We start from the raw sequence: 24,003 nt of genomic DNA on the forward strand, positions 1-24,003 counted from the left end.
TGGCACAGCAGGGGCAGCCTGCGGCTCAACTACGCTCCCTTGGCTTGTAAGGATCCTGACCGGCACTAGAAGTTCGACGCGGCGCCATGGAACAGAATCACGGCAGGTTGTCGTGAGGAGGTCATGACGAACAACACCGCGATGACGGACACCATGACCGACGACTTCAACGAGCCTGACGATCCACTTGACGCGCTGCTCAACCCGACTGACGAGCATGCGGAGCCGGACTTGTACCCGACCTGCACGGTCGGTTCGGCTGGCTCCAGGCGCCACTGCTCCGGCCCGGTGCTTTCGCCGGGTTGATCGCCCACTGGTGCCGCAGGCAGTGGCCGAGGTCGGGTTCCAGCACGTTCCCGGCCGCGTCGTTGGGCGGGCTATCGGGTGTCGCTCGGGTGGGCGGCGGCGCGGGCGGAGGTGCGCAGCTTGGCGGCCAGCTCCCGGGCCTGGGCGGAGGTGTCCACCCGCGTACACGGACTGTTCCGCACCACCGGCTACCGCGAACCCGTCGTCCATGCCCTCACCGGACTGTCCACCACCGGCACGCCGCACCCCGTCCTCCGCCGGGCGTCCCACGATCTGGTCGAGATTGAACGCCTCTGGCTCGGCCTGTTCCGAACAGGGGCCAGCTATCGTGCTATCGGGCGTGAGGGTCCGCAGGTTTGGCCGGTTGACCCGGCGGGGCCGGATTGCATCCACCTCGTCAGACAGGTGGCTCCAGCGCCACATCGGTGGTAGAAATACTCGTGATCATGACATCTGCCCAGTGCGGGACAAGGTGCGTGGCACGCTTCAGTCAGGCGGACGCAGACGGGTGATCATGTGAGTGGCGCGCTGCAGGACATGTGCACGGACACGGTCCAGCTGGCATCGCGCCGCGTCGCCGACTTCGTTTCAGCCGATCGGGACTGGTCCCTCCTCCATATGTTCGGCGGTGACGTTTTCATCGCTTATCGCGTCGATGAGGCAGAGCATGATCGTCGGCAGCGTGACGGCCTTGGGGTGCTGCTGTCCTCGGATCACCTTGAGCTGCTGATGTCACTCCCGGTCGGATGGCCTGTACCAGTCTCCTCGCTGTCGCACCGTGATCAACGCACGCTGCGCCAGCTACCTGAAGGAACCATTCGGGTTGCCGCAGGAGCCGCTGAGCGACTGGCTGTCCGTCCGGCGCGAATCGATCTCGCAGTCGTGCCGGCAACGCGCTGGCGGGCCGGCTTGGAACGTGCTGGCAGGTTCGCTCCGTTCGCCGCCCGGATGATGTGGCTCCGGCGCACGCCGTCGGACGTCGACACGATGGTCCATGAGTCGTGTCGGTTCGGCGTCGGGGTGATGGTTGGGCCTTCCGAGCGGGCGGAGGTGCTGGTGCCGCCGGCTCGCTTCGTTCAGCGGCGGTTCACCGCCGCCGGATGGCTCTTCACAGAGCAGGTGTACCAGCGCCTTCGATGACATTTGAGGGAGCTCGTTCCGTCGACTTTGCGAGGCGCTGCAAGGTCTTCGAAGGCTTGAAGGCGTTAGCCTGCTGGATGCGCTCGTTCTCCGTCTCGTAGGCCAGGTGCGCGAGCCGGATTCGCTCGGCCAGCCACCGCTGTCGCTCGATGCCGGTCGGCAGGGCTCGCATCTGTGCCCAGAGCGCGGACCACGAGGCGGCGTTATGAGCTCGCGCCTCGGTGTCAACCGCCGTGTCATTGCTGTCGAATCGGTCGAGCCCTCGTCCTGCGCATACCGTGCACCAGCAGGGCAGCGGGTCCACGTTCGCCCACCGTTCTGTCAGGGTGTCGGCCCGGAAGAAGTGCAGCAGCTCCGGGATGAAGACTGACGGCTTGAACCGCTTTGTGATCTTCGTGGGCTGACCCGGGGGCACGAGGTGCCGCAGGCTTCCCGAGGACCCGATGCCGGCGAACATGCCGCCCTGTGCCATCGCATCCAAAGCGGTCACCGGGTCGGTCCGCCACGGTCCGACGCGGCCGACCTCCTGATAGACGCGCCGAAGGTTCCTCATGATGTCGGCGTAGGAGTCGGTCGGGTTGTACTGGCCGCCGAGGACGAGCGCGATCGGGTGAGGAATCGCCTTGAGAATCGCGATGAGCTGATCGATCTTGTTGTCACGCAGCCAGGTCACGTCCAGCGGCACCACGACGACCACGTCGGTGCGGGCTACGTCCTGAGCCGCAGCGCGGACGGCCTTGAGAGCGGCCGGTTCACCGGCCTCGACGTATGCGGTGGGCGTGAAGATCGCCGAGTTCGCCCGTGCCCGCATGTCATCGAAGAAGCCGTCGCGACCGAACAGGGTCTCCGGGAACAGCATCGGCGCCTCAGGACTGGCCGTGTTCTTTTCGTAGTGAGCGAGGTCGGCCACCACCGGCAGGCGGCGACGGCCGGAGAGTTCGCCAATGCGCTGCTCACCCGTAGGACCGCACAGGGCGAACCCGGTGATGCTCGGGTCGAGGTACTGGGGTACGGCCCAGGCGCCCCTCGGCCGAGTCAACAGGAAGATACGGTCCTTCGTAGCCTGCTCCGCAGCCGTGGTCAGTTCGGCTGTGGCGTCCCAAGCCGGCCGTCGTGGCGACGGCGGCACAGGGTCATGCGTCATCTCTCACCTCTTACGGCGGCGCCCGAAGGGCGTCATTGTGACGGCGTTGCCAGGTACAACTGTTGGAACTCGTCGGGGAACAGTCCGGCCGTTGCCGCCAGCTCCTCCACCGTGGCGCCTCGGTCCCTCATCAGGGCCTGTAAGACACCATAGATCTTCGATGCGCGCTCCGGCTTCAGAGAAACCGGCTCGTGCGTCTTGTAGCCCAACATCGACATCTCGACCATGAGGTTGCGGTACTGCCAGTCGCTCAAGGCGTTCACATCGAGCGCCCGTCGGGCTAGCGCCGCCATAGAGGTTCCCCACACGGATTTCAGCTGCGTGAGGCGGTTGACATCGACACCTTGGCGCAACTGGTCGCGGATGGTCCTGGCCGGCATCAGGAACTCACTGGCGAACATGTCGGCCTGCTTTTCCTGTACCACCGTCCCGCCTGGGACGTGGTGCATGATCACATGCCCCAGCTCGTGGGCGAGACTGAAACGAGCGCGATCGGTGGGTGCCATGACGTTCAAGAGGAACAGCGGGACGCCCTCGCTGGGCCAAGCGCTAACCGCGTCGATTTCCCGGGTGCCGAGGTCCCGGAGGAGAACGACGGCCCCAGCCCTCTCCAGGACGGCGACCATGTCGGGTACCGGACCGAAGCTCAGGCTCCACTCGCGGCGCACCAGCTGCGCGATCTCCTCGGGAGACTCGTCCTCAGCGAGCTCGTGCCGGTGGAAGCGGTGCGGTTGATCTCCCGCTGCGGCAAGAAGTGGCGCAGTCTGACGCCGCCCGAACTTCAACTGGTTATGGATGCGCCGCAGAGCCGGGGCACCCAGAGATGCCCGCTTCCGGTGGTGAATCAGGCCGATGCCAACGCCCTCCGCGTCGGGAGCGTCGCAGAGTACGGCGACCGGATACCCCAACGCGGCGGAGAACGCCTCCAGGCGTTCGCCGGAGACGCTCACCCGTCCAGCTTCGGCCTTGCTGACGTACGCCTGCGAGACCGTCGTCCCGAGATGCTTCGACATCGCCAGGGCTACCTCGTTCTGACGCAGTCCACGAGACTCCCGCGCCTGGATGAGCATCCCCGGATCTGCGACCAGCGGCTCGGTCATCCGGCTCACCTCCGTCTCGCCGACTCGTGCCATCGACCACAGTAGCCACCGCAAAGCCCCCACCGCAAGTGCCACCCTCAATAGTCATGCCAAGAATATTCCAGGTCCACGTACTGCGCCTGGTCGGGTACCAGAGGTCCTAGTCAGACGGCCGTCAGAGTGCATTGGGGCAGCCGACGCAGGCCGGGCGAGTAGTCCTATTACTTCGAGGGCTCGACCGGCCCGCTACTTCAACAAGTCAGGCATGCCCCGCTGGACTACAGGTGGTGCGGGTCCTAACCCCCGCTTGATCAGCATGCCGCCTGCCGCCAGGAAGCGCCCGGACGCGACGACACACAGCAGCACCTCGCAGCCGTCGCGGTCGAGGACTGCGGCGGCAGCCAGCGGCGCCGGTGGCTTCGGCGATGGGTGACGCAGGCGGCGAGCCGTCGGTGCGATGGCGGCGTAGGTCACCGCCGTTGAGGTTGAGACCTCGTTCGCCACGGCCTTCGCCCTCGGCGCGCTGATCCTCAACCCGGCCTACGGGGCGCATCTCAACCTGGTCGCGTCGGCCGCTGACCGGTTCTTCGGCCGCCGCTGCGGCACTGGCCTGACTGGCCGTGACCTCGCCGGCTACACGTTCGCGCAGGTCCTCGGCACGATCGCCGGATCGGTGCGCGCGGACCTGATGCTCGACTTGGCCGCCGTCGACTTCTCCAGCAAAGGCCGTGGCGCCAGCGACCTGTGGCTCGGCGAGGTCGTCGCCACCACTGGCCTGATCCTGCTGATCTTCGCCCTCGCCCGCTCCGACCAGCCCACCGTCGCTCCCGCCGCCGTTGGCGCCTACATCGGCGCGGCGTACTGGTCCGCCTCGCCGACCTCGTTCGCCAACCCGGCGGTCACCATCGGCCGCGCGTTCACTGACACCTTCGCCGGATCGCCCCCGCCTCGGTGCAGGGCTGTTGTGCCGGACCGCTGTGTGCGAACTGCGCGACCCTGCACCCCATTGATGATCACTGACAGTCCGGGCTGTCACCGCGCTGTGAGACATCGCTTAGGCCTGGCGCTACCACGGGATAATCATCGCCATGCTCCGCAAATTAACCGACGCTGACCAGCTCAACCTTGTAGGCGACGGCCTCGCCGTCGGCTGCCTCGACCTTGGTGTCACCGCCATTACCACAAACACTCAGACGCTAGACCAGAGCTTCCGGCACGCTTGGCGCAACTTTCCTCTAGCGGCCAAGGCCTTCCCACACGTCAAGGCCAGCCTTGCCCGCTGCGATATCCAGAGAATCCTGCGAGACAGCCCGCGGCGTAAGGGGGCGAGGGTCGAATGGCACCAGAGTACGGTCTGGTGGGAACCGCACCTCCGTGCCTCATACGACGACATTGACGAGGTAGCCGAGTCGATCGCCGATCTGGACGGCATCCCGAGGGATCAGTGGCTTCAGCTTGCGCGCCCCTTCGTCGACAAGCTAGGCGACGAGTGCATCCGTCGAGGAGGCTGACGGCCGACCGCCGTGCCTGAAAGCCGGCTTCCAGGTGGAGGCCGGCTAGGCTCATCCGGGCTACTCGCAGCGGTCTTCGGCACCCCGGTGCCTGAGGCTTGCAGTAGTCCGGATGATATTGGGCAGGGCGGTCGTTCACGATGACCTGCGCGTTGCCCCGTGGCGCTTGTGCTTCTTGAAGCCCGCGCGGTGAGCCCGATGTGAGCCCGGACGCCTATGGATTGGGCGGCACCACCGAGCATGGACTGGCACCCATAGGGGTGTCTACCAGGACACATAGACACCCCTATGGATTACCCATCACCCGCAATCACGGCCGGGATCCAACTTCTAATCCCAAGGCCGCAGGTTCGAATCCTGCCGGGCGCACAGGTACTTCTCTCGACCGGACGGCTCCCGTGGAGCTATCCGGCCAGCCGCAAGCGGCACTACCTGCCCCGGGTCACGGACCCCGCGGTCTCGATGCGATCACCCGCTCGGGCCGGTCTGTTCGGATCCTCGGCTCGCCGGATCCTCCGGCGGCGGCGATCGGCGGGTCTGGCACGCGGGCTCCGTCCGGTCACCTGTCGAACAACGGCGGAGTGGCCCCACCGCTTGATGCACGGGTCCCATATAGGTGTTCGCCTATTGGAAGGGGCACGACAGTGCACAGACGAACGCTCTTGGCCGCAGCCGTCGCGGCGCCCGTCGGGGCCGCCATCGCCGCGGCTCCGGCCTCGGCCCACCACGGGTACGGCCGGTATCCCTCAGTGATCGACCTGCCGAACGGGTTCTGCCCGGAGGGGATCGCCCGCGGAGCCGGCACGAAGATCTACGTCAGCTCCATGGCCGACGGATGCATCTGGTGTGCCGACCTGCGCACCGGCAAGGGGATGCTCCTCGTGCCGCCCGTGTCCGGCACCCAGGCGACGGGTCTGGACGTCGAACGAGGCCGGATCTGGGCGGCCTGCGGCAACATGGGCGGCGCGGCCGTCTACCGCGAGTCGACAGGCGAATGCCTGGCGACGTACGACTTCGGCGGCGGGTTCATCGACGGCGTGACCGCCACGAAGAAGGCTGTGTTCTTCACCGACTCGGAGAAGGCGAAGATCTACTGCGTCGAGTTCGGCCGCAATGGCTCGCTGCCCGGACAGTCGGGAGTACGCGCACTGCGGTTGCCGGGCGGGCTCGGTGACCCCACCGCCTGTAACACCGGCATCGTCGCCGCCTGGGCGGGCAAGCTCATCGTCGTGCAGGCCAGGACCGGCCGGCTCTACTGCTTCGATCCCCGCGCGGGCATGGCCGCCCAGATCAGCACGTGCGGCGTGTCGGTGTCCAACGGCGACGGTCTCCTGCTCGAGGGGCGCACGCTGTATGTGGTGCGCAATCGGAACAATGTGATCGCCAAGTTCCGCCTCAACGAGCGGCTGACGCGGGCCACGCCCGTCGACGTGATCCGTGACCGCGACCTCGACGAGCCGTCGGCTGTGGTTTCCTTCGGCTCGAGCCTGTACGCGGTCAACGCGCGGTTGTCCGTCCCGGCGACCCCCGACACCACCTACTGTGTCGTGCGGGTGCGCGACTGATCACTCATCTTGCACCATCCGGCCGGGGGTATCCCCGGCCGGATAAAGGTGAGCGTTCTGGGCCGGCATGGCAGTACCCCTAGCGGGGGATTCTTCTGGTCCGACGTGACGGATGTCTCTACCCCTCGTTGCCTCCGTTGTCAACGATCACCGCACGGGGGATTTACATGAGCAGAACCTCTACCACGAACGGACCGGCCCGCCTCGGCGCCCGGCTGGCCGCCTTCGCGTTGTTGGCCGGTGCCCTGCTGCTGGGCGGCTCGCCGCCCTGGCGGCGGAGACCATCAGCATCAATCCAGGCAACGTGCCGAGGACGGCGACCCAGGCGACGCAGAACTGCGATCCCAACCTGGGCGGCGGGCCCTTCGCCAACGAGGACGTCTGGGTGTTCAACCTGCCGGGCAACCCGCAGACCAGTGGCACGTTCCTGTCGGTCACGGCGACGTTCAGCACGCCCGGCGGCACCGTCACCCGGACGATCCCGACCGACCCCAACAGCGCCATCGTCAACGACATGGGCACCAGCAAGGCCTGGATCAGGCTCCCGGCTGGTTGGACGCTGACCGGTGCCACGGCGGTCATCTCCGGCACCGCCGACTTCTTCGTGCTCACCCACACGTGCGCCGCGTCGAGCCCCGAGGTGAACCCGAGGCTGACCCTGACCAAGACCGGCACGCCGACCAGCGGTCTCCAGGCCGGTGACGAGGTCACGTACACGTACACGGTGACGAACCAGAGCACCGGCACGGTCAACCCGATCACCGGCATCACCGTCGACGACAACACGGTCACCGGTATCACCTGCCAGGCCACCTCGCTCGCGCCGGGGGCGAGCACCACCTGCACCGGCACGTACACCGTCACCAAGGCCGACGTGGTCAACGGCAAGATCGTCAACATCGCCCAGGCGACCGGATTCTTCGGCCGGCAGTTGGTGCCGTCGAACAATGCCACGTTCACCGTCACGACCCAGGAGGCGCAGGCCAGCCTGTCGATCGACAAGAAGGCCCGGGTCGAGTCGGACTGCCGCGACAAGTGTGAGAAGGACGGCTTCGCGGCCAAGGGCGACAAGATCTTCTACACCTACCGGGTGGCCAACACCGGCACCGTCACCATCACCAACGTCGCGGTCAACGACCCGACCGCCGGACCGGTGATCTGCAACAACACCACCCTGGCACCGGGTACGAGCACCGACTGCCACGCCGTCGACCCGCACGTGGTGACCGCGGCCGACGTCAAGAAGGGCAAGGTGGTCAACACCGCCCGGGCGACCGGCAAGTTCTACGGCAGGACCGTGACCTCCGACCCGGTCACCGTCACCGTCTGCATCCGGCACGGCAAGTACGACCCCCGCAAGCACGACAAGGACAAGGACGGCTGGGACAAGGACAAGGGCGGCTGGGACAAGGACAAGGACGGCAAGCCCCACCTGCCGGTCACCGGCGTCAGCTCCACCCAGGCCCTCTCGCTGGGCGGCGGCCTGCTGGCCGCGGGCGCTCTCATGGTCGGCGCCAGCCGGCTGCGCCGCAGGGAGACCCAGGCCTGACCCGTACGGCGGCACTCCAGGCAGCGCATTCGGCCTGGTGAGCCACCGTCGGCGGACAGGGTGACCGGATGCGTCACCTGCCGGCCGGCACGGACACTGACTCACAGTGCCCGTGCCGGCCGTGCCTGTTTGCCGGGACGGTCAGCGGAGCCGGACGTCGAGGGTCGGGAAGTCGTACCAGGTCAGCTCGAAGGACGAACCGGTCTCCGGCACCACCGGGAAGACGGCCCAGCTCTCCACCCGCTCCCCCGACGCGATGCTGAAGGACTCGTCAGGCCGCGTGGTGGTGCACCAGGTGGACTCGGGACGCACCGTCCGGCCGTCCGACAGGACGATCTCGGAGGAGGTCCGGTCGACCTCGGCGGTCGGGCAGCTCACCGGCCACGGCACCGGCGAGCCGTTGCGGTACGTCAGGTTCAGCCGCAGCTTGCCACCGGTGACCTCAGCGCTGACCAGCGTGACCGTCAGGCCCGACTGGCTGTAGACCGACCGGTCGAGCTGGTACGTCCGGCCCGCGGGCTGCTCCTTCGTCGGCGACGCACCGGCGCCCGGGGAGCCCGACGACCCGCCGGCAGCCGGGGAGCCCGTCGACGGGCCGCCGACGGCGCCGGTGGTGGCCGCGTCCCGCGCGGACGGCGTCGGGTCGGCCTGCCCGGAGTCGCCTCGGCCGGCCAGGAACCAGCCGCCGAGGGTGCCGACCACGGCGAGGCACGCCGTCACGGCGACGAGGGCGAGCAGACCGACGTACCTTTTCGTCACGGTGGACTCCCGACGGCGGTGAGAACGGCGACGGCGCGAAGGTAGCACCACCGTCCAAGGTCGGCGGCTCGTCAGTGGCGTCCGGTCGCGCGGGCGCAGCACCGCCCCGACGGCGGTCGGGCAGGGCGACCACGTGATCGGGTGCGCGATGCCGCAGCCCACGCCCGCGGGCACCCGGCTCCGCGTCGGGTGCCATATGCTGCGCCGGTTGTCACGGGGGCGCGGGGAGGACCACATGCGACGCTGGCTGGGCGTGACGGCTTCGGCCGCGCTGGTCGCGGCGGCGGTGAGCGGGTGCGGCACGCCGGCCGGCACGGACGGGGACCTGACCGACGACTGGCGGCCCGTGGCCGAGGCCCGCCAGTTCGCGCCGCAGGCCGGCGAGTGCCACGTCGTCGCCGAGCCGACCGCCTACCTCACCAGCCACCAGCCGGTCGACTGCGCGAAGGCGCACCTCGTCGAGACGTTCCACATCGGCACGTTCACCGGCGACCTGGCGGCCCGGCCGATCCCGCCCCGCGTCGGGTCGGCGGCGATGCGGTCCGCGTTCGCCGAGTGCGACGCCAAGGCGAAGGAGTTCGTCGGCGGCGAGTGGCGCGACGCCCGGCTGTCGGTGCAGGTGGCGCCCACGTCGCCGGCCGGCTGGACGGGCGGCAGCCGGTGGTACCGGTGCGACCTGTTCGAGCTCGACGCGGTGAGCGGCGCCAACGGCGACAACGACTCGGCCGTCAACCGGGCGGGCAGCCTGCGGGGCGCGCTGAAGGCGGCCACCCCGCTGCGGTACGGCTGCGCCGAGGAGGACGAGTGGTCGAACCTGCTGGCGGTGCCGTGCACGAAGGTCCACCGCTTCGAGTACGTGGGCGTCTGGACCGCGCCCGACGTGTCGTACGAGGACGCGACGAAGGACGAGGACGCCGTGCACGCGAAGTGCCGGCCGGTGATCGCCCGCTACGCGAAGGTGCCGGTCGACGGGATGCTCCGTTACCGCACGGGCAGCACGTACCGGTTCCCGTCCGAGGAGGCGTGGGCGCGCGGCGACCGGGGGGTGCGCTGCTGGTACTGGTCCAGCGGGAAGAAGCTGACCCGGTCGATCGCCGGCGGCGGGACGAAGGTCCTGCCGATCAACTGACCGGGCGCCCGCAGGGGCGGGTGGGCAGGTCAGCGTCCTGCCGACGGCGCCGGGAAGAGCTGACCGAACGGCGACACGGCACGCACCGAGGGTGATCGCGGGCCGGTGCTCGTGCTATTCTCCGGCGTCGATCCCCCGTTTTGGCCCGGATCGGGTCGTTGTCGCAGAAGGACCCTCTTTTCCGATGCCGGCCGTTGCCGCCCCGACCACGTCGCCGACCGCGCTGGACAACCCGGCCGGTGGCGCGTTCACCCTCATCTTCACCCGCCTGCCGGCGTTGCTGCGGCTGGCCTGCGGCCTGGCCGGCGCGGTGGTCGCCCTGTCGGTGCGCACCGCGCCCGTCGAGCCGGCGCTGCTGTTTCCGGCCGTCGCGGCCCTGACCGGCTGGTCGGTCTGGTACGCGTTCCGCGCGCTGCGCCACGGCATCGGCCGCCCGATGGTGCTCGGCGACGTGGCGCTGACCGCCGCCGCCTGCCTGGCGATGCCGGTGCTGGTCGCCCCGGAGGTGCTCCCCGGCGAGGTGAGCTGGATCGCGGTGCTGGCCAGCACCACGGTCCTCAACGCGCAGGCCAACGCCTCCATCGGGTGGTCGGTGCCGGCCGGGCTGCTGGTGACGGCGGCGTACGCGACCGGCGCGCACGCCGCCGGCCAGCCCGACGAGGCCGTCGCGCACGCGGTGACGCTGCTGGTGCAGACGGCCTGCGGCGCGCTGATCACCGCCATCATGCGGCGGCGGATCGGCCGGGCCGACGACGCCTTCGTGGCGCACCAGCGGCTCACCCGGGAGTCGCTGGTCGCCCGGACCGCGTGGGACGCGGAGCGGCGGCAGAACCGGGACCTGCACGACACGGTGCTGGCCACCCTGACGATGGTGGGGCTGGGCGCGGTCGCCGGCCCGTCCGCCGCGCTGCGCGAGCGGTGCGCCGCCGACCTGCGTACCCTCACCGCGCTGGCCGACGCGCGGTCCGCGCCCGAGGAGGGGGCGGTGCCGCTGGACGGGCGGCTGCGGGCGGTGCGCGCCCGGCTGCCCGAGCTGCCGGTCACCACCGAGCTGGCGCCGTGCGTCGTGCCCGCCCCGGTCGCGGAGGCGCTCGCGGAGAGCACGTACGCGGCGCTGTCCAACGTGGTCCGGCACGCGCCGGGCGCGTCCGCCGCGCTGCGGCTGAGCCGGGTCGCCGGCACCGTCGTGGTCGAGCTCGCCGACGACGGTCCGGGTTTCGACCCGGCGGCCGTGCCCGCGCACCGGTACGGGCTACGCGAGTCGGTGAGCGGCCGGATGTCCTCCGTCGGCGGGCGCGCCCGGATCGACTCGCGCCCCGGCGCCGGTACCCGGATCCGGTTGGAGTGGTCCGGTGTCGACTGAGACGACGACCGCCCCGGTGCCGGCGGCGCGTACGCCGGACGAGGGCCGGTCCCCGGTGGACCCGGCGGCGGCGGTGGCTGCCGCCTCCGACGGCGGCGCCCGGCTCGTGACGGTGGTCATCGCGCTGGCCTGGCACACGGCGATCGCGCTGCCCGCGGTGCTGGGCGCGTGGGCGGAGCTGGCCGCGCCGGCGGTGGTCCTCGCCGGCTGGCTGCTCGTGGCGGCGGTCGGGGTGCTGGCCGGCCTCCGGCTGCTGCGCGGCGCCGCCCTGCCGGCCTGGCCGCTGGCCGCGCTGCTGCTGGTGGTCGACGCGGTGGTTGTCGCGGCGGCCGGTGAGCGGCACCTCTTCACCGCTGCGAACTGGGTGTGGGGCACGCTCGGCTGGTTCTTCGTCATGGTGCTGTGGGGGCGGCGGGCCCACGGGCTGATCGCGGCGCTGGGCGTGCACGCGCTGATCGCGCTGGCCGGGGTGCTCGGCCACGGCGCGACCGCCCCCGCCGACCTGGCCCGGTACGCGATGTCCGTCTACGCCACGTCGACCCTCCAGGTGGCGGTCTTCGTGGGCGGCACGGCGATCGCGAGGCTGGCCCGGCAGCGGGCCGGCGCGGCGGCGGACGCCCACGCGGCGGCGGCCGAGCGGGACGCCGCCGAACGGGCCCGGCAGGAGCGGCGCGCCCGCCTGACGCTGGTCAGCGGCGCCGCCGAGGAGGTGCTCGCGGAGCTGGCCGACGGTCGGGCGGACCCGGCCGACCCGGACGTGCAGCGGCGGGCGGTGCTGGCCGCCGCCCGGCTGCGCCGGCTCATCGCCGAGTCCGACGACGTGCCCGACCCGCTGCTGCACGAGCTGCGGGCCGCCGCAGACCTGGCGGACCGCAACGGGCTGCCGATCGACCTGGTGACGATCGGCGACCCGCCGCCGCTGCCGGTGCAGGTGCGCCGCCGGCTGGCCGATCCGCTCACCGCGCTCCTGGCCGACGCCCGGGGCTGGGCCCGGCTGACCGTGGTCGCCGGGCCCGACGAGGTGGTGGTCAGCCTGGTCACGCCCGACCGGGCCGGTCCCGACACCGCCGGACCGCCGGGCGACGACGGGCGGGTGGAGTACCTCTACGAGCGGGACGGGGAGATCAGATGGGCGCAGACGCGGTGGCGGGGGTGACCGCCGGCCGGCCGGTCGGCGTGGCGATCGTCGACGACCACCCGGTCGTCATCGAGGGGGTCCGCGTCTGGCTGGCCGCCGAGCCCCGGCTGACGGTGCTGGCGACCGGCGACGACCCGGACGCCGTGCTGCGGGCCGCCCCCGACGCCGACGTGGTCCTGCTCGACCTGCGGCTGCACGGGCGGATGGCCCTGGACAAGCTCGCCGAGCTGAGCGCGGCCGGCCGGCGGGTGGTGGTCTACTCGGAGCACACCGACCCGCAGACGATCCTCGCCGCCCTGGACGCCGGGGCGGTCGCGTTCCTGGCCAAGCACGAGGGGCGGGAACACTGCGTGGCCACCGTGCTGGCCGCCGCCAGCGACCGCCCGTACGTGCCGCCGGCGCTCGCCGGGGCGATCGTGGGTGACCCCCGCCCGGACCGGCCCGCCCTGTCCGACAAGGAACGCGAGGCGCTGCTGCTGTGGTTCCAGTCGATGTCGAAGGCGTCGGTGGCCCGCCGGATGCGGATCAGCGAGCACACCGTCAAGCAGTACGTCGACCGGGCGCGGATCAAGTACACCCGAGCGGGGCGGCCGGCCGCCACCAAGGCGGCGCTGCTCGCCCGGGCGATCGAGGACGGCCTAGTCCGGCCGGAGGAGATCGGCATCTATCGGTCACAGGCTTCCTACGACCGGCCGACCCCCTAACGGGCGTCATGACAGCCGGCCGGGGGTCGGCGACGCTCGTGGTGAGATGCCGTCGGCACCGGAGGTCATGACGATGCACGATGACGCGTCCCCCTTCTTCATCGCCCCGCACCGCTTCGACGCGGGCGACGACCTGGCCCCGGCGCTGGACCGGCGGCACGAGCTGGTCGTCGAGGCCGGTGAGCGGGTGCTCGCCCGGCACCGGCTGCACGCGTCGGGGCATCTGCTCGGCCCGACGGAGGCACGGCGGCGGTGGACGCTGCCCGAGCCGGTGGCGGTGACCGTCACCGACCGGCGGATCGCGTACGCCGGCGGCGGGCCGCAGCTCGCCCTGGTCGACGGCGTCGGCGACGGCGCGCGGCACCGCCGGGGCGTCCGGCTGCCGGGTCTGATCAGCGGTCAGATCCGCTGGCAGTGGCCGTCCCGGCTGGAGCTGCTGGCGGCGGGGCCCGCAGAGCAGGCCCGCCTGCTGGTGGTCTGCGACGCGCTGCGCACCATCCAGCAGCCGGCCCTCGGTCTCACCGGCCCCGCCGGGGAGATCACCGCGCTGACCCGCCAGGTGCGCCGGGCGGTGGCCGGGTTCCGGCTGGCCCACCCCGAGTTGGTGGACCTGTCGCCGCCCGAGCGGGACGTGCTGGCGGTGCGGGCCGGGGGCGGGCCGGGCGCCGGCGAGACCCGGATCACCCTGCCCGGGTCGCTGCCGGTCGAGTTCCAGTCCCGGGACGACTACTACCGGCCGGGGCGCTTCGATCGCGGGTGGCACGGGCCCGCAGCCGGCGCAGCATCCGGGCATCGGTGAAGCCGACGGTACGGGCGGCCCCCTCCACGGTCGCGCCGTGCCCGATGAGGTGCTCGGCGCGTTCCACCCGCAGCAGCTGCTGGTAGCCGAGCGGGGTCAGCCCGGTGGCCCGCCGGAACAGTCGGGTCAGCGTCCGCTCGGCCACCCCGCCGACGGCGGCGAGGTCGGCCAGCGGCAGCGGCTCGGCGAACCGGCGGTCGATCAGGTCCTGCACCCGGTGCACGGCGTCGGAGAGGTGGGACCGGTGCCGCAACATGGCGCCGGCCTGCGGCTCGTGACCGTTGCGCCGGGAGTGCAGGACGAGGGCGCGGGCGATCCGGGCCGCCACCGCCGGCCCGTGCCGGGTGGCCACCAGGTGCAGTGCCACGTCGATGCCGCTGGCGATGCCGGCGGAGGTGACCACCCGCTCGTCGACCACGTAGAGCACGTCGCGGGCCACCCGCGCCGACGGGAACCGGCGGGCCAGCTCGTCCTGCACGTCGTGGTGGGTGGTGCAGCGGCGGCCGTCGAGCAGGCCGGCCCGGCCGAGGGCGTACGCGCCGGCGCAGACGCTGGCGACCGTGCCGCCGGCGGCGTGGTGGTCGGCCAGCCGCCGCAGGTCGTCCGGGCCGACCGGCCCCTGCGGTCCGTGCGCGTGCAGCCGCCATCCGGGTACGACCACCAGGTCGTCGCGGGTCAACTCGGGCCACCGGAGCCCGGCCACCAGCGGTACGCCCTGCACGGTCGGCACGATCTCCCGGTCGGCGACGTAGTGCAGCCGGTAGTCGTGCCCGAGGTCGGCGGCGGTGGAGAAGACCTGGGCCGGGCCGGCGAGGTCCAGCAGGTGCAGCTGCGGGACGAGCAGGAAGACGACCCGGGCCATCGGCTCAGGCCCGCGCGCCGGCCGGGGCCGCGCCGGTCAGCTCGGCCACGCTGCGGATGGTGGCGAAGCGGCCGGCGAGGGCGTACTCGGTGCGGACGGTCATCTCCTCACTCGACAGGGTGCGCGGGTCGGCGAGGATCTCCTCCGGCGTGGCCGTGGCCGGCAGGTCCCGGTGCGGGGTCGGGAAGGTGACCGTCGCGTCCGTCACGAAGATCACCTCGTAGCCGAGGTCGCAGCCGACCCGGGCGGTGGTCTCGACGCACTGCTCCGTACGGATGCCGCAGACGGTGATCTCGCGGACGCCCGCGGTCGTCAGCACCTGCTGGAGGTTGGTGGTGGTGAAGGCGTTGTGCGACGTCTTCACCAGCGTGGGTTCCCCCGGGGCGGGTGAGAGCCCCTCGATCAGGCGGACGTGCCCGTTGGCCGGGTCGAAGACCCCGCCGGTGCCCGGCTCGGCGTGCAGGACCCAGACGACCAGGTCGCCGCGTCCCCGGGCCGCGGCGACGAGCCGGTCGACCCGGCCGACGATGTCGGGGTTGGAGACGTACGCCCAGATGGGGCGGTGGCGGAAGGACTCCTGCACGTCGATGACGACGAGTGCTGCTCTGCTCATGGATTGAATCCTCGCCGGGGACGCGCCGGCGCGGCAGGCACCATCCCGCCCCGCTGCGGAACGATCCGGCCGCCCCCGATGCCCGGGGGACCTTCCCTCGGGCGTCGGGTCGATCGGGGCCCCCGCTCAGGCGTCGGGGTCGACCGCGGCGGCCTTGCGGCGGACCTCCAGGTCGGCGGCCTCCTCCAGGGTGGGCGCGGTGCCGCCCAGGTGCGCCGGGAGCCACCAGGTGTCGTCGGGGCCGGCGGGGGCGTCGGGGTACTCCCGCTGAGCCCGGTCGACAAGCGCCGTCAGCCGCTCCTTCAGGTCGACGGTCATCGCGTTGGCGTCCGGGTAGGCCGCCGGGTCCATCGGCTCGCCGACCAGGATGGTGATCGGGGTGTGCCGGCGGGAGAGGGTGCGTGGGCGGCCCTTGGTCCAGAGCCGTTGGGTGCCCCAGAGCGCCACCGGCAGCACCGGCACACCGGCCTCGGTCGCCATCCGGGTCGTCCCGCTCTTGAGTGACTTGACCGTGAACGACCGGCTGATCGTCGCCTCCGGGAAGACGCCGACCACCTCACCGCGCTTCAACGCGCTGACCGCCGTCGCGTACGACCCGGCGCCCGCCCGCCGGTCCACCGGGATGTGCCGCATGCCCCGCATCAGCGGGCCGGACACCTTGTGCGTGAAGACGGACTTCTTGGCCATGAACCGCACCAGCCGCTTCGCGGGGTTCGCGCCCAGCCCGCAGAAGATGAAGTCGAGGTAGCTGACGTGGTTGCTGGCCAGCACCGCCCCGCCCGTACGCGGCACGTGGTGGGCGCCCTCGATGGTGATCTTCAGGTCGAGGACCCGGAACATCGTCTTGGCGGCGGCGATCACGGGCGGGTACACGAGTTCCGGCATGGCGCGAACTTACCCTGCCAGGCTGAGCCCCACGCCGGCCCGCCGGGTCCACCACGCCGGCCGGTGCCCGCCCGCGCCGGCCCGCCACGGTCGCGGCGGCCGGCGGCGCCCCGGTCCGCCCGGTCGCCGCCGGCCTCCCACGGGAGCCGGACCTCCGCTAGTCGCCGAGGCGGTGCAGGTCGAGGCGGCCCCGGGCGAACGCGTCGACGCGGCCCCACCGGCCCGGGATGTCCAGCACCTCGATCCGGCCCATCCCGATCGGCAGCCGGGGCTCCACCGCGAGGTGCCCCTCGTGCGGCTCCAGGCCGAGCATCGTCCGCAACAGCAGCAGCGGCGTGCCGGTCGACCATGCCTGCGGGCTGCACGCGGTCGGGTACTCCACCGGGAACTTGGTCAGCTCGCGGGGGTAGCCCCCGAACGCCTCCGGCAGCCGGCCCTCGAAGTAGGTGGCCGCGTCGAGGATGCCGTTGGCGATGACCGCCGCCTCCTCGGCGAAGCCGTACCGGCGCAGGCCCCAGGCGATGAAGGAGTTGTCGAACGGCCAGATCGTGCCGTTGTGGTAGCCGATCGGGTTGTAGCGGACCTCGCCCTCGGCCAGCGTCCGCACCCCCCAGCCGGTGAAGAGCCGGGGCCCGACCAGGTGCTCGGCGATCCTCTCGGCCCGGTCGTCGTCGACGATGCCGCTCCACAGCAGGTGACCGATGTTGGAGCTGAGCACGTCGCACTGGCGGCCGTCCGGGTCCAGGGCGAGGGCGTAGTACTCGCCGTCGGCCACCCAGAAGTCCCGGTTGAACCGCTCCTTCAGCGCCGCCGCCTCCCGCTCCAACCGGTCGGCGAATTCCGGGTCACCCCAGAACTCGCGCGCCAGGCGGGCGGCCCGCAGCTTCGCGTCGTACGCGTACCCCTGCACCTCGCAGGTGGCCCGGGGGAACGGCGGCAGCGTGCCGTCCCGGTAGGAGATGGAGTCCCAGGAGTCCTTCCAGCACTGGTTCTCCAGCCCGGTGTCGGTGTTGCGCCGCTCGTACCAGATGTAGCCGCTGCCGACCAGGTCGGCGTAGTCGTCGATCCACTCCAGCGCGGCCCGGCACTCCCGCTCCAGTTCCCTGACCAGCTCGACGTCCCCGCTCCACTTCTCGTACTCGTCGAGCAGCACCAGGAACAGCGGGGTCGCGTCCACCGACCCGTAGTACGGCGAGTGCGGCTGTTCCTCGAAGGCGGCGGTCTCGCCGTACCGCATCTCGTGCAGGATCCGGCCCGGGTCCTCGTCCCGGAAGTCGTCGAACCGGGTGCCCTGGAGCGAGGCCAGGATCCGCAGCGTGGTCTTCGACAGCTCCGGCGTGAACGGCAGCGTCTGCAGGCAGGTCAGGATGCTGTCCCGCCCGAACATGGTCATGAACCAGGGCAGGCCGGCGGCCGGCAGCGTCGCCCCGCCGAGGGAGAGCGGCGAGAAGCGCAGCGCGGCCAGGTCGATCAGGCTGCGCCGGTACGTCGAGGCGACCCGGTCGTGCTGGCTGTTGACCTTGGGGGCCCTGGCGATCCACTCCTCGAGGTCATGCTGGAGGGCGAGCCGCTCGGTGGTGTGCGCCCGCAGCCCCATCCGCAGGTCCCGCCCGCCCGGGGTGAGCGCCACGGTCTTGACGTCGATCTCGGACTCCCACTGCTCGTTGGGCTGGAGGTGGATCGAGTAGGCGAAGCCCCTGCGGTCGTAGCGCGGAGCCGGGGACGCGGAGATCAGCGTCTCCCGGATGAAGCTGCCCCGCCGGTAGCCCAGGCGCAGCCGGTCGGGCTCGACCTCCGTGTAGGTCTCGCCCTTCTTGTTGAGGATCTCGTCCTTGACCTGGAACAGGTCGGCGAAGTCGGACGCCGCCTCCATCCTGATCTCCAGGTCGATCGGCTTCTCGTCGTGGTTGAGGATGGTGATCGTCTCCCGGAAGCTGCCTCCCACCGCCCGCTCCCGGATGATCGACAGCTTCGCGTCGACGTAGTGCGTCGCCATCCCCGGCACCAGGAAGAAGCGGGCCTCGTAGTACTGGAGGTCGTCGTACGACAGGGGGGTGAGCCGGTCCCCGTTGACCGTCAGCACCCACGTCGAGAGGTAGCGGGTGTCCAGGGCGAAGAACCCGGTCGGCTCGCTCGGCGTCGCCTCGATGTCCCCGGTGTCCTCCGACACCACGAAGGTGCTGCCGTCCAGGATCCGGATCGTGTTCTGCGCCATCACCGCACCTCCTGACGGGCCTCGAAGTGCCGACGCGGTCCACGGGTGTCCGGATGGCTGGGGAAGAGCCGCTCCATCTGCACCACCAGCCGCAGGTCCCCGCTCACCGTCATGTCCCCCCGCAGCAACGCGGCCACCCCGTGCTCGCGACCGGCGGCGATCTCCTCGAAGAGCTCCGGGCTGGTCCCGACCACCGTGTCGGCATCCTGGTCCTCCTGGCTGACCTGGAGCCGCCCGCGGTCGATCCGCAGCAGCCAGTGCGTCGTGTGCGCCCCCTCGTGCAGGTCCAGGCGCAGGGTCCCGGAGGACTTCGCCAGCAGGGGGTCGTACCCCCGCCGGTCGAGGTCCTCGAAGAACCTCATCGTCGCGTCCACCATCGGGTCTTCTCCTCCCCCGTCGGGCAATGTCCCTGCCCGGGGTCCCCGTCCGGTGCCGGGCCAACCTCGCCCGGACCGGGTGAGTCGCCCGCCCGGCGGGGTGGCCCTGCCACGGGACGGGCTAGATCAGGAGGGTGTCGTGGCGATCGTGCCGGCGGCGGACGTGGCCGCGCCACCCGGCGAGCAGTGCGATGAAGGTCCAGCCGGCACCGCCGAAGAGCAGTGCCCCGACCATGCCGCCCGAGTCGACCCGGTCGGCGGCCTCGAGTTCGACCACCCCGTCGGGATCGGTGAGCACGGCGAGCCGGTCGCCGACCCGGTAGCCAGGGTTGCTGCCCTGGTGGACCAGCGGCTCGTCGAGGCGCCCCTCGGTGCCCTGGAGCGTGAAGGCGTGTCGCTTGCCGACGACCGACACGTCGACGATCGTCACCTCCTGGCGGACGCCGCGCGCCTCGAGCACCGCCTCCGGGGCGAGCTGCACCGAGCCCACGAGGACGAACAGGGCCGGAACCATGGCGAGGAACGCCAGCCACGCGGCCCGGTGCAGCAGACGTACGGCGAGCACGAACACCAGGCAGAAGAGCAGCCCGGTGACGATCGGGACGGCCGTCGCGCCGACCGCCACGTACGCGATGGCGGTGTTCACCCCGACCACGGCCAGGCCGAACAGGACCAACAGCACCGTCATCGCCGTCGACCTGCCGGCCGACCACGCTCCCGCCACCGGCACGGGCCCGGTCGGCGGCAGGGTGGGTCGGGCGTCGGGGCGCCAGCCGGTCGGCGTGATCCGGCCTGGTGCGGGGGGCTCTGCGGGCACGCCGGGATCATAGTTCCGGCCGTCCAGCCGGCAGCCGGCGCGCCGGCGCCCACGTCGGGGAGCCGGCGCGCCGACGCGTACGGGTCAGTTGTTCGGCTCGTCGGCGCTGATGTCGGCGAGCACCGACTGCGGTTCCCGCTCCACGGCGAGGTCACCCATCGAGACCAGGCCGACCAGCCGCCCGTCGTCGATGACCGGCAACCGGCGTACGGCGTAGGTCCGCATCAGGTCGGCGGCGGCGACCGCGTCGTCGTACTGGCTGACCGTGATCACGTCCTTGCTGGTGATCCGGTTGAGCGGGGTCGAGTTCGGGTCCATGTTCTCGGCCACGCCCCGGACCGTGATGTCCCGGTCCGTCACGATGCCGATGACGTCGTCGCCGTCGGTCACCACCACGTCGCCGATGGCGCTGTCGCGCATCTCCTGCGCCGCGGCGGTCAGCGTGTCGTTGCCGTCCATCGTCACCAACCGGGTCGTCATGAACTCTCCGACCGTTGTCATGGTGCTCCCCTCTCGGTGTCGGCACCGCCGTCTACCCGCCGACCGCACGGGGTAACGGCGGCCCGCCCACCAGGAAGCGAATCCCTGTGCACCGGGGAGAGTCCCTATTCGCGTGCTCACCTCGACGCCCGTCACATACGCTGCGCGCGCAGTCCGCCCGACGGCCGACTGCGCCGGCCGGACCATGGCGGTCTGGTGACACGTCAACGGGAGGACACATGGCCGCTGCGCGCCTTCGCGCAGTCTCACGCATCCTGGCCACCGCTACCGCGGCCCTAGCGCTGCTCACGACGGCGGCCGCACCGGCCGCCGCGGCGGCGAAGCCGAAGATCGCCTTCTCAGGCATCGCCTTCGCGACGGACCAGGTCGACACCACCACCGGCGGCACGACCGTCACCCTGAACTGGACGGTGACCGACACGTCGACCACCGCCCAGAACCTCAGCGGCAGCATCCACGTGCGGCGTTACAGCGGCACCTCCCCGGTCGGGCCGGTCGAGCAGATCCGGTTCAGTCTCGACGGCTGGCCCGTCGTCGGGCCGCACACGGGCGGGATCGCCAGTTCGTCGTACGCGTACGACTTCCTCGTGACCGAGTATGGTCCGGCGGCGCCGGTGACCTACCGCGTAACGAAGATCACCGCGACCGACGATCAGGGCAACACGCGGACCCTGTCCGGCGACAGGATCAGCCCGGCCGCCGTGCTGAGCGCCACCCAGACCCCCGACACCACGCCACCGGTGACCGAACGGGTCTGGCTCGGTTCGCCGACTGAGAGTCACGTGTACGACGACGGCTCCGGCGCGACCCTGCGCTACGGAATGCAGATCCAGGACGAGCCGGGCGCGGGCTTTTGGAAGGGTCGCATCGTGCTGGACGGTCCCGGCACCGCCGAAGTCGTCGCACCGATCACCCTGACGTACGGCTACCAGGGCGAAGTAATTTGCGGTGACGCGCAGAACTGGGAAGTCTGGTTGGTCCACTGCAACGTACCGGTGACCCTTCCGGCCGGCAGCCCCACCGGCGACTGGAAGGTGAAGGCGGTCAGCCTGACCGACCGCGTCGGCAACACCAGGCGTTACACCGGCCTCGACGCGCCGACGGTGCGGGTCACCCGCAACGAGACAATAAGCGCCACCGGGTTCGCGCTGAACCCGGCGCTGGTGAACAACTGGCGCGAGTCGGCGACGACCACTCTGACGTTCACCGCCAGCGGGGTACAGGGCGAGTTGGTCGCCTCGGTCGCATCCACGGCCTGCTCGACCTGGAACCAGGTGCTGACCGAGGGACCGGCGGGCACGTACTCGCTGCCGTTGACGATGAGCCCGACGATCGGCTCCTGCACCATCAAGGGCATCCTGCTCACCGACGCAGCCGGTTCGGTCTCGGTGTACGGTGCCCACCACGGCGGGCCCATGCTCGACCTGTCGGCCACCCGGGTGCCCGACACTGCCCGGCCGGTGGCGATCGCGGCGGCGCTGAGCCGTACCGAGGCCGCTCCGGGTGACCTGTTCAACGGCATCAGCGTCAAGGTCACCATCGACGACGTCACGCTCGCTCCGGTGACCGGCTTCTCGACCACCATCTACAACTCCCTCGGCCACTCGGTGGGCGGTGCGAGCGGCGGTACGCAGGTCGGGCCCGACGGGCAGGTATCGCTGCCGGTGTACTTCCGCGGTCTGCCGCCGGGGACCTACACGGTGGGCTTCCGGCTCAGCACCTCGGCGGGCAACAGCGCGCTCTGGGGCTACCCCGCCGGCGGTGCTCCGGCACCGTCCGGGCCGCTGGTGTTCACCAGCCTGCCGGCGGCCTGACCTGCCGACACAGGAAGGTGTGGCCCTCGTCCCGTTCGGGAGGGGCCGCACCTTTGTCGCCTGCGGCGAAACCCGACGCTGGAGTCAGGCGCGCGGCGGGAGGCCGTAGAGGCGCTCGACGTGCAGCCGGAGCACGAGGCGCCCCTCGGCGACCATCGCCCGCCGGTAGTCGTCCCAGTCCGGATGTTCCCCCTGGATCGCCCGGTAGAGGTCGACCAGCTCCGCCACGGTCGCGTCCTGCGGGTCGGCGGCCACCGGCGTCAGCTCGGCGCGCCCCTCCGCGACCGCGTACGCCCAGCCGTCGTCGCTGGCGACGTGGAAGGAGGCGCGCGGGTCCCGGCGCAGGTTGGCGGTCTTGGCCCGGCCGTCGGTCACCGAGACGCGGATCAGGGCCGAGCCGCTGTCGAAGGCGTAGATCACGGTGGAGAGCTGCGGGCGACCGTCCCGCTTGAGCGTGGCCAGCACCCCCAGCCGGTGGCCGGCGATCAGCTCCGTCAACGCCCGCTGGGTCTCGTCGTCCGCCACGGCAACCTCCCGCTCGACCTGTCACGGCGTACCCATCGAACCACGGCGCACGCCCCGCCCGCGCCCGTGTGCCCGCCGTACGCCGACGCGGCGGGCCGCACCGGGGGACGCGACGGGCCCCCGCCACGGCGGCGGGGGCCCGGGACGGCGCGTCGGTCAGCGGCGCTCGGCGGCGACCAGCTCGGCGAGCTGCACCGCGTTGAGCGCGGCGCCCTTGCGCAGGTTGTCGTTGGAGCAGAACAGGGCGAGGCCGTGCTCGACGGTCTCGTCGGCGCGGATCCGCCCGACGAAGGTCGGGTCCTGGCCGGCGGCCTGCAACGGGGTCGGCACGTCCGCGAGCGCCACGCCGGGGGCGCCGTCGAGCAGCTCGCGGGCCCGCTGCGGGCTGATCGGGCGGGCGAACCGGGCGTTGATCTGGAGCGAGTGGCCGGTGAACACGGGCACCCGCACGCAGGTGCCGGAGACGCGCAGCCCGGGGATCTCCAGGATGCGGCGGCTCTCGTTGCGCAGCTTCTGCTCCTCGTCGGTCTCGAAGCTGCCGTCGTCGACGATCGAGCCGGCGAGCGGGAGCACGTTGAACGCGATCGGCCGGGCGAACGAGCGGGGGGCCGGGAACTCCACGGCCGCGCCGTCGAAGGCGAGGCCGGTGGCGTGCTCGGCGACCTTGCGGACCTGCTCGTCGAGCTCGGCGACGCCGGCCAGGCCGGCGCCGGAGACCGCCTGGTACGTCGAGACGACCAGGCTGACCAGCTCCGCCTCGGCGTGCAGCGGGCGCAGCACGGGCATCGCGGCCATCGTCGTGCAGTTCGGGTTGGCGATGATCCCCTTGGGGCGTACGGCGGCGGCGTGCGGGTTGACCTCGGCGACGACCAGCGGCACCTCCGGGTCCATGCGGAACGCCGAGGAGTTGTCGATGACGACGGCGCCGGCGGCGGCGACCCGGGGCGCGAGTTCCTTGGCGCTGCCCTTGCCGGCGGAGAAGAGCACGATGTCGAGCCCGGAGTAGTCGGCGGTGGCCGCGTCCTCCACGGTCACCTCGCCGTCCCGCCAGGGCAGGGTGCGCCCGGCCGACCGCGCCGAGGCGAACAACCGCACCTGCTCCGCCGGGAACTCCCGCTCCGCCAGCACCTGCCGCATCACGCCACCGACCTGGCCGGTGGCCCCCACAATGCCGATCCTCATGCCCGCGAGGCTACCCAGCCCGGCGG

Annotated in this window: 23 protein-coding genes and 1 pseudogene; 12 read left to right on the forward strand and 12 right to left on the reverse strand. The window is 71.5% G+C overall.

Annotation, left to right across the window (positions count from 1 at the left end; translation table 11 throughout):
- Positions 1-123 precede the first annotated feature (123 nt).
- Both ACN27A_RS15225 and ACN27A_RS15230 read left to right on the forward strand, forming a co-directional pair.
- Positions 124-306, forward strand: a complete 183-nt coding sequence (locus ACN27A_RS15225; protein ID WP_421453844.1) for a hypothetical protein — start codon at positions 124-126, stop codon at positions 304-306.
- 516 nt (positions 307-822) lie between these two features.
- Positions 823-1,446 carry a hypothetical protein gene (locus ACN27A_RS15230; protein WP_421453846.1) on the forward strand — a complete coding sequence of 208 codons (624 nt, stop codon included), beginning with the start codon at positions 823-825 and terminating at the stop codon, positions 1,444-1,446.
- Here the strand turns inward: ACN27A_RS15230 and ACN27A_RS15235 are convergent.
- On the reverse strand, positions 1,415-2,590 hold the full coding sequence (locus ACN27A_RS15235) for a hypothetical protein (protein WP_421453849.1): 1,176 nt from the start codon (positions 2,588-2,590) through the stop codon (positions 1,415-1,417). The genes ACN27A_RS15230 and ACN27A_RS15235 overlap by 32 nt on opposite strands.
- 32 nt (positions 2,591-2,622) lie before the next feature.
- Entirely contained in the window at positions 2,623-3,690 is a 1,068-nt protein-coding gene (locus ACN27A_RS15240; RefSeq protein WP_421453852.1) for a helix-turn-helix domain-containing protein, read from the reverse strand.
- A gap of 472 nt (positions 3,691-4,162) precedes the next feature.
- On the opposite strand from ACN27A_RS15240, the pseudogene ACN27A_RS15245 reads away from it, so the two are divergent.
- The 4 genes and pseudogenes from ACN27A_RS15245 to ACN27A_RS15260 form a co-directional block, all read left to right on the forward strand.
- Positions 4,163-4,615 (forward strand): annotated as a pseudogene (locus ACN27A_RS15245) (phosphatase); the annotation flags it as partial.
- A gap of 142 nt (positions 4,616-4,757) precedes the next feature.
- On the forward strand, positions 4,758-5,180 hold the full coding sequence (locus ACN27A_RS15250; protein WP_421453854.1) for a hypothetical protein: 423 nt from the start codon (positions 4,758-4,760) through the stop codon (positions 5,178-5,180).
- Positions 5,181-5,929: 749 nt separating this feature from the next.
- Positions 5,930-6,745 carry a superoxide dismutase gene (locus ACN27A_RS15255; protein ID WP_421453856.1) on the forward strand — a complete coding sequence of 272 codons (816 nt, stop codon included), beginning with the start codon at positions 5,930-5,932 and terminating at the stop codon, positions 6,743-6,745.
- A gap of 304 nt (positions 6,746-7,049) precedes the next feature.
- Positions 7,050-8,294, forward strand: coding sequence for a DUF7507 domain-containing protein (locus ACN27A_RS15260; protein ID WP_421453859.1), 1,245 nt, complete (start codon positions 7,050-7,052; stop codon positions 8,292-8,294).
- Positions 8,295-8,435: 141 nt separating this feature from the next.
- On the opposite strand, the gene ACN27A_RS15265 is transcribed toward ACN27A_RS15260, so the two are convergent.
- The gene (locus ACN27A_RS15265; protein WP_421453861.1) at positions 8,436-9,053 is read right to left on the reverse strand and encodes a hypothetical protein; all 618 of its coding nucleotides are present in this window, start codon (positions 9,051-9,053) and stop codon (positions 8,436-8,438) included.
- 235 nt (positions 9,054-9,288) lie between these two features.
- Here ACN27A_RS15265 and ACN27A_RS15270 point away from each other — a divergent pair, with 235 nt between their 5' ends.
- The 5 genes from ACN27A_RS15270 (at position 9,289) to ACN27A_RS15290 (ending at position 14,186) form a co-directional block, all read left to right on the forward strand.
- Positions 9,289-10,182 (forward strand): septum formation family protein, encoded by an 894-nt coding sequence (locus ACN27A_RS15270; protein WP_421453864.1) that lies wholly within the window; start codon positions 9,289-9,291, stop codon positions 10,180-10,182.
- A gap of 184 nt (positions 10,183-10,366) precedes the next feature.
- Positions 10,367-11,545, forward strand: coding sequence for a sensor histidine kinase (locus ACN27A_RS15275; protein WP_421453867.1), 1,179 nt, complete (start codon positions 10,367-10,369; stop codon positions 11,543-11,545).
- On the forward strand, positions 11,535-12,701 hold the full coding sequence (locus ACN27A_RS15280; RefSeq protein ID WP_421453869.1) for a hypothetical protein: 1,167 nt from the start codon (positions 11,535-11,537) through the stop codon (positions 12,699-12,701). The genes ACN27A_RS15275 and ACN27A_RS15280 overlap by 11 nt, the downstream gene beginning before the upstream one ends.
- Positions 12,674-13,387, forward strand: coding sequence for a response regulator (locus ACN27A_RS15285; protein ID WP_421453872.1), 714 nt, complete (start codon positions 12,674-12,676; stop codon positions 13,385-13,387). Before ACN27A_RS15280 ends, ACN27A_RS15285 begins: the two co-directional genes overlap by 28 nt.
- A 73-nt stretch (positions 13,388-13,460) precedes the next feature.
- Positions 13,461-14,186: a hypothetical protein gene (locus tag ACN27A_RS15290; RefSeq protein ID WP_421458475.1), complete on the forward strand. Its 726-nt coding sequence runs from the start codon at positions 13,461-13,463 to the stop codon at positions 14,184-14,186.
- Here the strand turns inward: ACN27A_RS15290 and ACN27A_RS15295 are convergent.
- The 7 genes from ACN27A_RS15295 to ACN27A_RS15325 all read right to left on the reverse strand — a co-directional run bounded on the left by ACN27A_RS15295 (position 14,068) and on the right by ACN27A_RS15325 (position 20,456).
- Entirely contained in the window at positions 14,068-15,048 is a 981-nt protein-coding gene (locus tag ACN27A_RS15295; protein WP_421453875.1) for a GlxA family transcriptional regulator, read from the reverse strand. The genes ACN27A_RS15290 and ACN27A_RS15295 overlap by 119 nt on opposite strands.
- A gap of 4 nt (positions 15,049-15,052) precedes the next feature.
- Positions 15,053-15,661: an isochorismatase family protein gene (locus tag ACN27A_RS15300; RefSeq protein ID WP_421453877.1), complete on the reverse strand. Its 609-nt coding sequence runs from the start codon at positions 15,659-15,661 to the stop codon at positions 15,053-15,055.
- Positions 15,662-15,787: 126 nt separating this feature from the next.
- The gene (locus tag ACN27A_RS15305) at positions 15,788-16,546 is read right to left on the reverse strand and encodes a lysophospholipid acyltransferase family protein (RefSeq protein WP_421453880.1); all 759 of its coding nucleotides are present in this window, start codon (positions 16,544-16,546) and stop codon (positions 15,788-15,790) included.
- Between the two features lie 157 nt (positions 16,547-16,703).
- Positions 16,704-18,761: a glycogen debranching N-terminal domain-containing protein gene (locus ACN27A_RS15310; protein ID WP_421453883.1), complete on the reverse strand. Its 2,058-nt coding sequence runs from the start codon at positions 18,759-18,761 to the stop codon at positions 16,704-16,706.
- Positions 18,761-19,138 (reverse strand): SCP2 sterol-binding domain-containing protein, encoded by a 378-nt coding sequence (locus tag ACN27A_RS15315; protein WP_421453886.1) that lies wholly within the window; start codon positions 19,136-19,138, stop codon positions 18,761-18,763. Before ACN27A_RS15315 ends, ACN27A_RS15310 begins: the two co-directional genes overlap by 1 nt.
- Before the next feature lie 121 nt (positions 19,139-19,259).
- The gene (locus ACN27A_RS15320; RefSeq protein WP_421453887.1) at positions 19,260-19,955 is read right to left on the reverse strand and encodes a hypothetical protein; all 696 of its coding nucleotides are present in this window, start codon (positions 19,953-19,955) and stop codon (positions 19,260-19,262) included.
- An 84-nt stretch (positions 19,956-20,039) separates the two neighbouring features.
- Positions 20,040-20,456 carry a CBS domain-containing protein gene (locus ACN27A_RS15325; RefSeq protein ID WP_088998745.1) on the reverse strand — a complete coding sequence of 139 codons (417 nt, stop codon included), beginning with the start codon at positions 20,454-20,456 and terminating at the stop codon, positions 20,040-20,042.
- Positions 20,457-20,674: 218 nt separating this feature from the next.
- Between ACN27A_RS15325 and ACN27A_RS15330 the strand changes: the two genes are divergently transcribed.
- Entirely contained in the window at positions 20,675-22,270 is a 1,596-nt protein-coding gene (locus ACN27A_RS15330; protein WP_421453891.1) for a hypothetical protein, read from the forward strand.
- 84 nt (positions 22,271-22,354) lie between these two features.
- On the opposite strand, the gene ACN27A_RS15335 is transcribed toward ACN27A_RS15330, so the two are convergent.
- Positions 22,355-22,795: a PPOX class F420-dependent oxidoreductase gene (locus ACN27A_RS15335; RefSeq protein ID WP_421453894.1), complete on the reverse strand. Its 441-nt coding sequence runs from the start codon at positions 22,793-22,795 to the stop codon at positions 22,355-22,357.
- A 156-nt stretch (positions 22,796-22,951) separates the two neighbouring features.
- The gene (locus ACN27A_RS15340; protein WP_311411981.1) at positions 22,952-23,977 is read right to left on the reverse strand and encodes an aspartate-semialdehyde dehydrogenase; all 1,026 of its coding nucleotides are present in this window, start codon (positions 23,975-23,977) and stop codon (positions 22,952-22,954) included.
- Positions 23,978-24,003 lie beyond the last annotated feature (26 nt).

Origin of the sequence: Micromonospora sp. WMMD737 (assembly GCF_049179055.1) — a bacterium.
Lineage (GTDB): Bacteria > Actinomycetota > Actinomycetes > Mycobacteriales > Micromonosporaceae > Micromonospora > Micromonospora reichwaldensis.

Excerpts from the sequence above, each read along its gene's own strand:
- ACN27A_RS15240 (WP_421453852.1), bottom strand. The coding sequence starts at position 3,690 with ATGACCGAGCCGCTGGTCGCAGATCCGGGGATGCTCATCCAGGCGCGG.
- ACN27A_RS15340 (WP_311411981.1), bottom strand. The coding sequence starts at position 23,977 with ATGAGGATCGGCATTGTGGGGGCCACCGGCCAGGTCGGTGGCGTGATG.
- ACN27A_RS15325 (WP_088998745.1), bottom strand. The coding sequence starts at position 20,456 with ATGACAACGGTCGGAGAGTTCATGACGACCCGGTTGGTGACGATGGAC.
- ACN27A_RS15290 (WP_421458475.1), top strand. The coding sequence starts at position 13,461 with ATGCACGATGACGCGTCCCCCTTCTTCATCGCCCCGCACCGCTTCGAC.
- ACN27A_RS15310 (WP_421453883.1), bottom strand. The coding sequence starts at position 18,761 with ATGGCGCAGAACACGATCCGGATCCTGGACGGCAGCACCTTCGTGGTG.
- ACN27A_RS15315 (WP_421453886.1), bottom strand. The coding sequence starts at position 19,138 with ATGGTGGACGCGACGATGAGGTTCTTCGAGGACCTCGACCGGCGGGGG.
- ACN27A_RS15285 (WP_421453872.1), top strand. The coding sequence starts at position 12,674 with ATGGGCGCAGACGCGGTGGCGGGGGTGACCGCCGGCCGGCCGGTCGGC.
- ACN27A_RS15270 (WP_421453864.1), top strand. The coding sequence starts at position 9,289 with ATGCGACGCTGGCTGGGCGTGACGGCTTCGGCCGCGCTGGTCGCGGCG.
- ACN27A_RS15305 (WP_421453880.1), bottom strand. The coding sequence starts at position 16,546 with ATGCCGGAACTCGTGTACCCGCCCGTGATCGCCGCCGCCAAGACGATG.
- ACN27A_RS15225 (WP_421453844.1), top strand. The coding sequence starts at position 124 with ATGACGAACAACACCGCGATGACGGACACCATGACCGACGACTTCAAC.
- ACN27A_RS15330 (WP_421453891.1), top strand. The coding sequence starts at position 20,675 with ATGGCCGCTGCGCGCCTTCGCGCAGTCTCACGCATCCTGGCCACCGCT.
- ACN27A_RS15275 (WP_421453867.1), top strand. The coding sequence starts at position 10,367 with ATGCCGGCCGTTGCCGCCCCGACCACGTCGCCGACCGCGCTGGACAAC.
- ACN27A_RS15300 (WP_421453877.1), bottom strand. The coding sequence starts at position 15,661 with ATGAGCAGAGCAGCACTCGTCGTCATCGACGTGCAGGAGTCCTTCCGC.
- ACN27A_RS15235 (WP_421453849.1), bottom strand. The coding sequence starts at position 2,590 with ATGACGCATGACCCTGTGCCGCCGTCGCCACGACGGCCGGCTTGGGAC.
- ACN27A_RS15295 (WP_421453875.1), bottom strand. The coding sequence starts at position 15,048 with ATGGCCCGGGTCGTCTTCCTGCTCGTCCCGCAGCTGCACCTGCTGGAC.
- ACN27A_RS15250 (WP_421453854.1), top strand. The coding sequence starts at position 4,758 with ATGCTCCGCAAATTAACCGACGCTGACCAGCTCAACCTTGTAGGCGAC.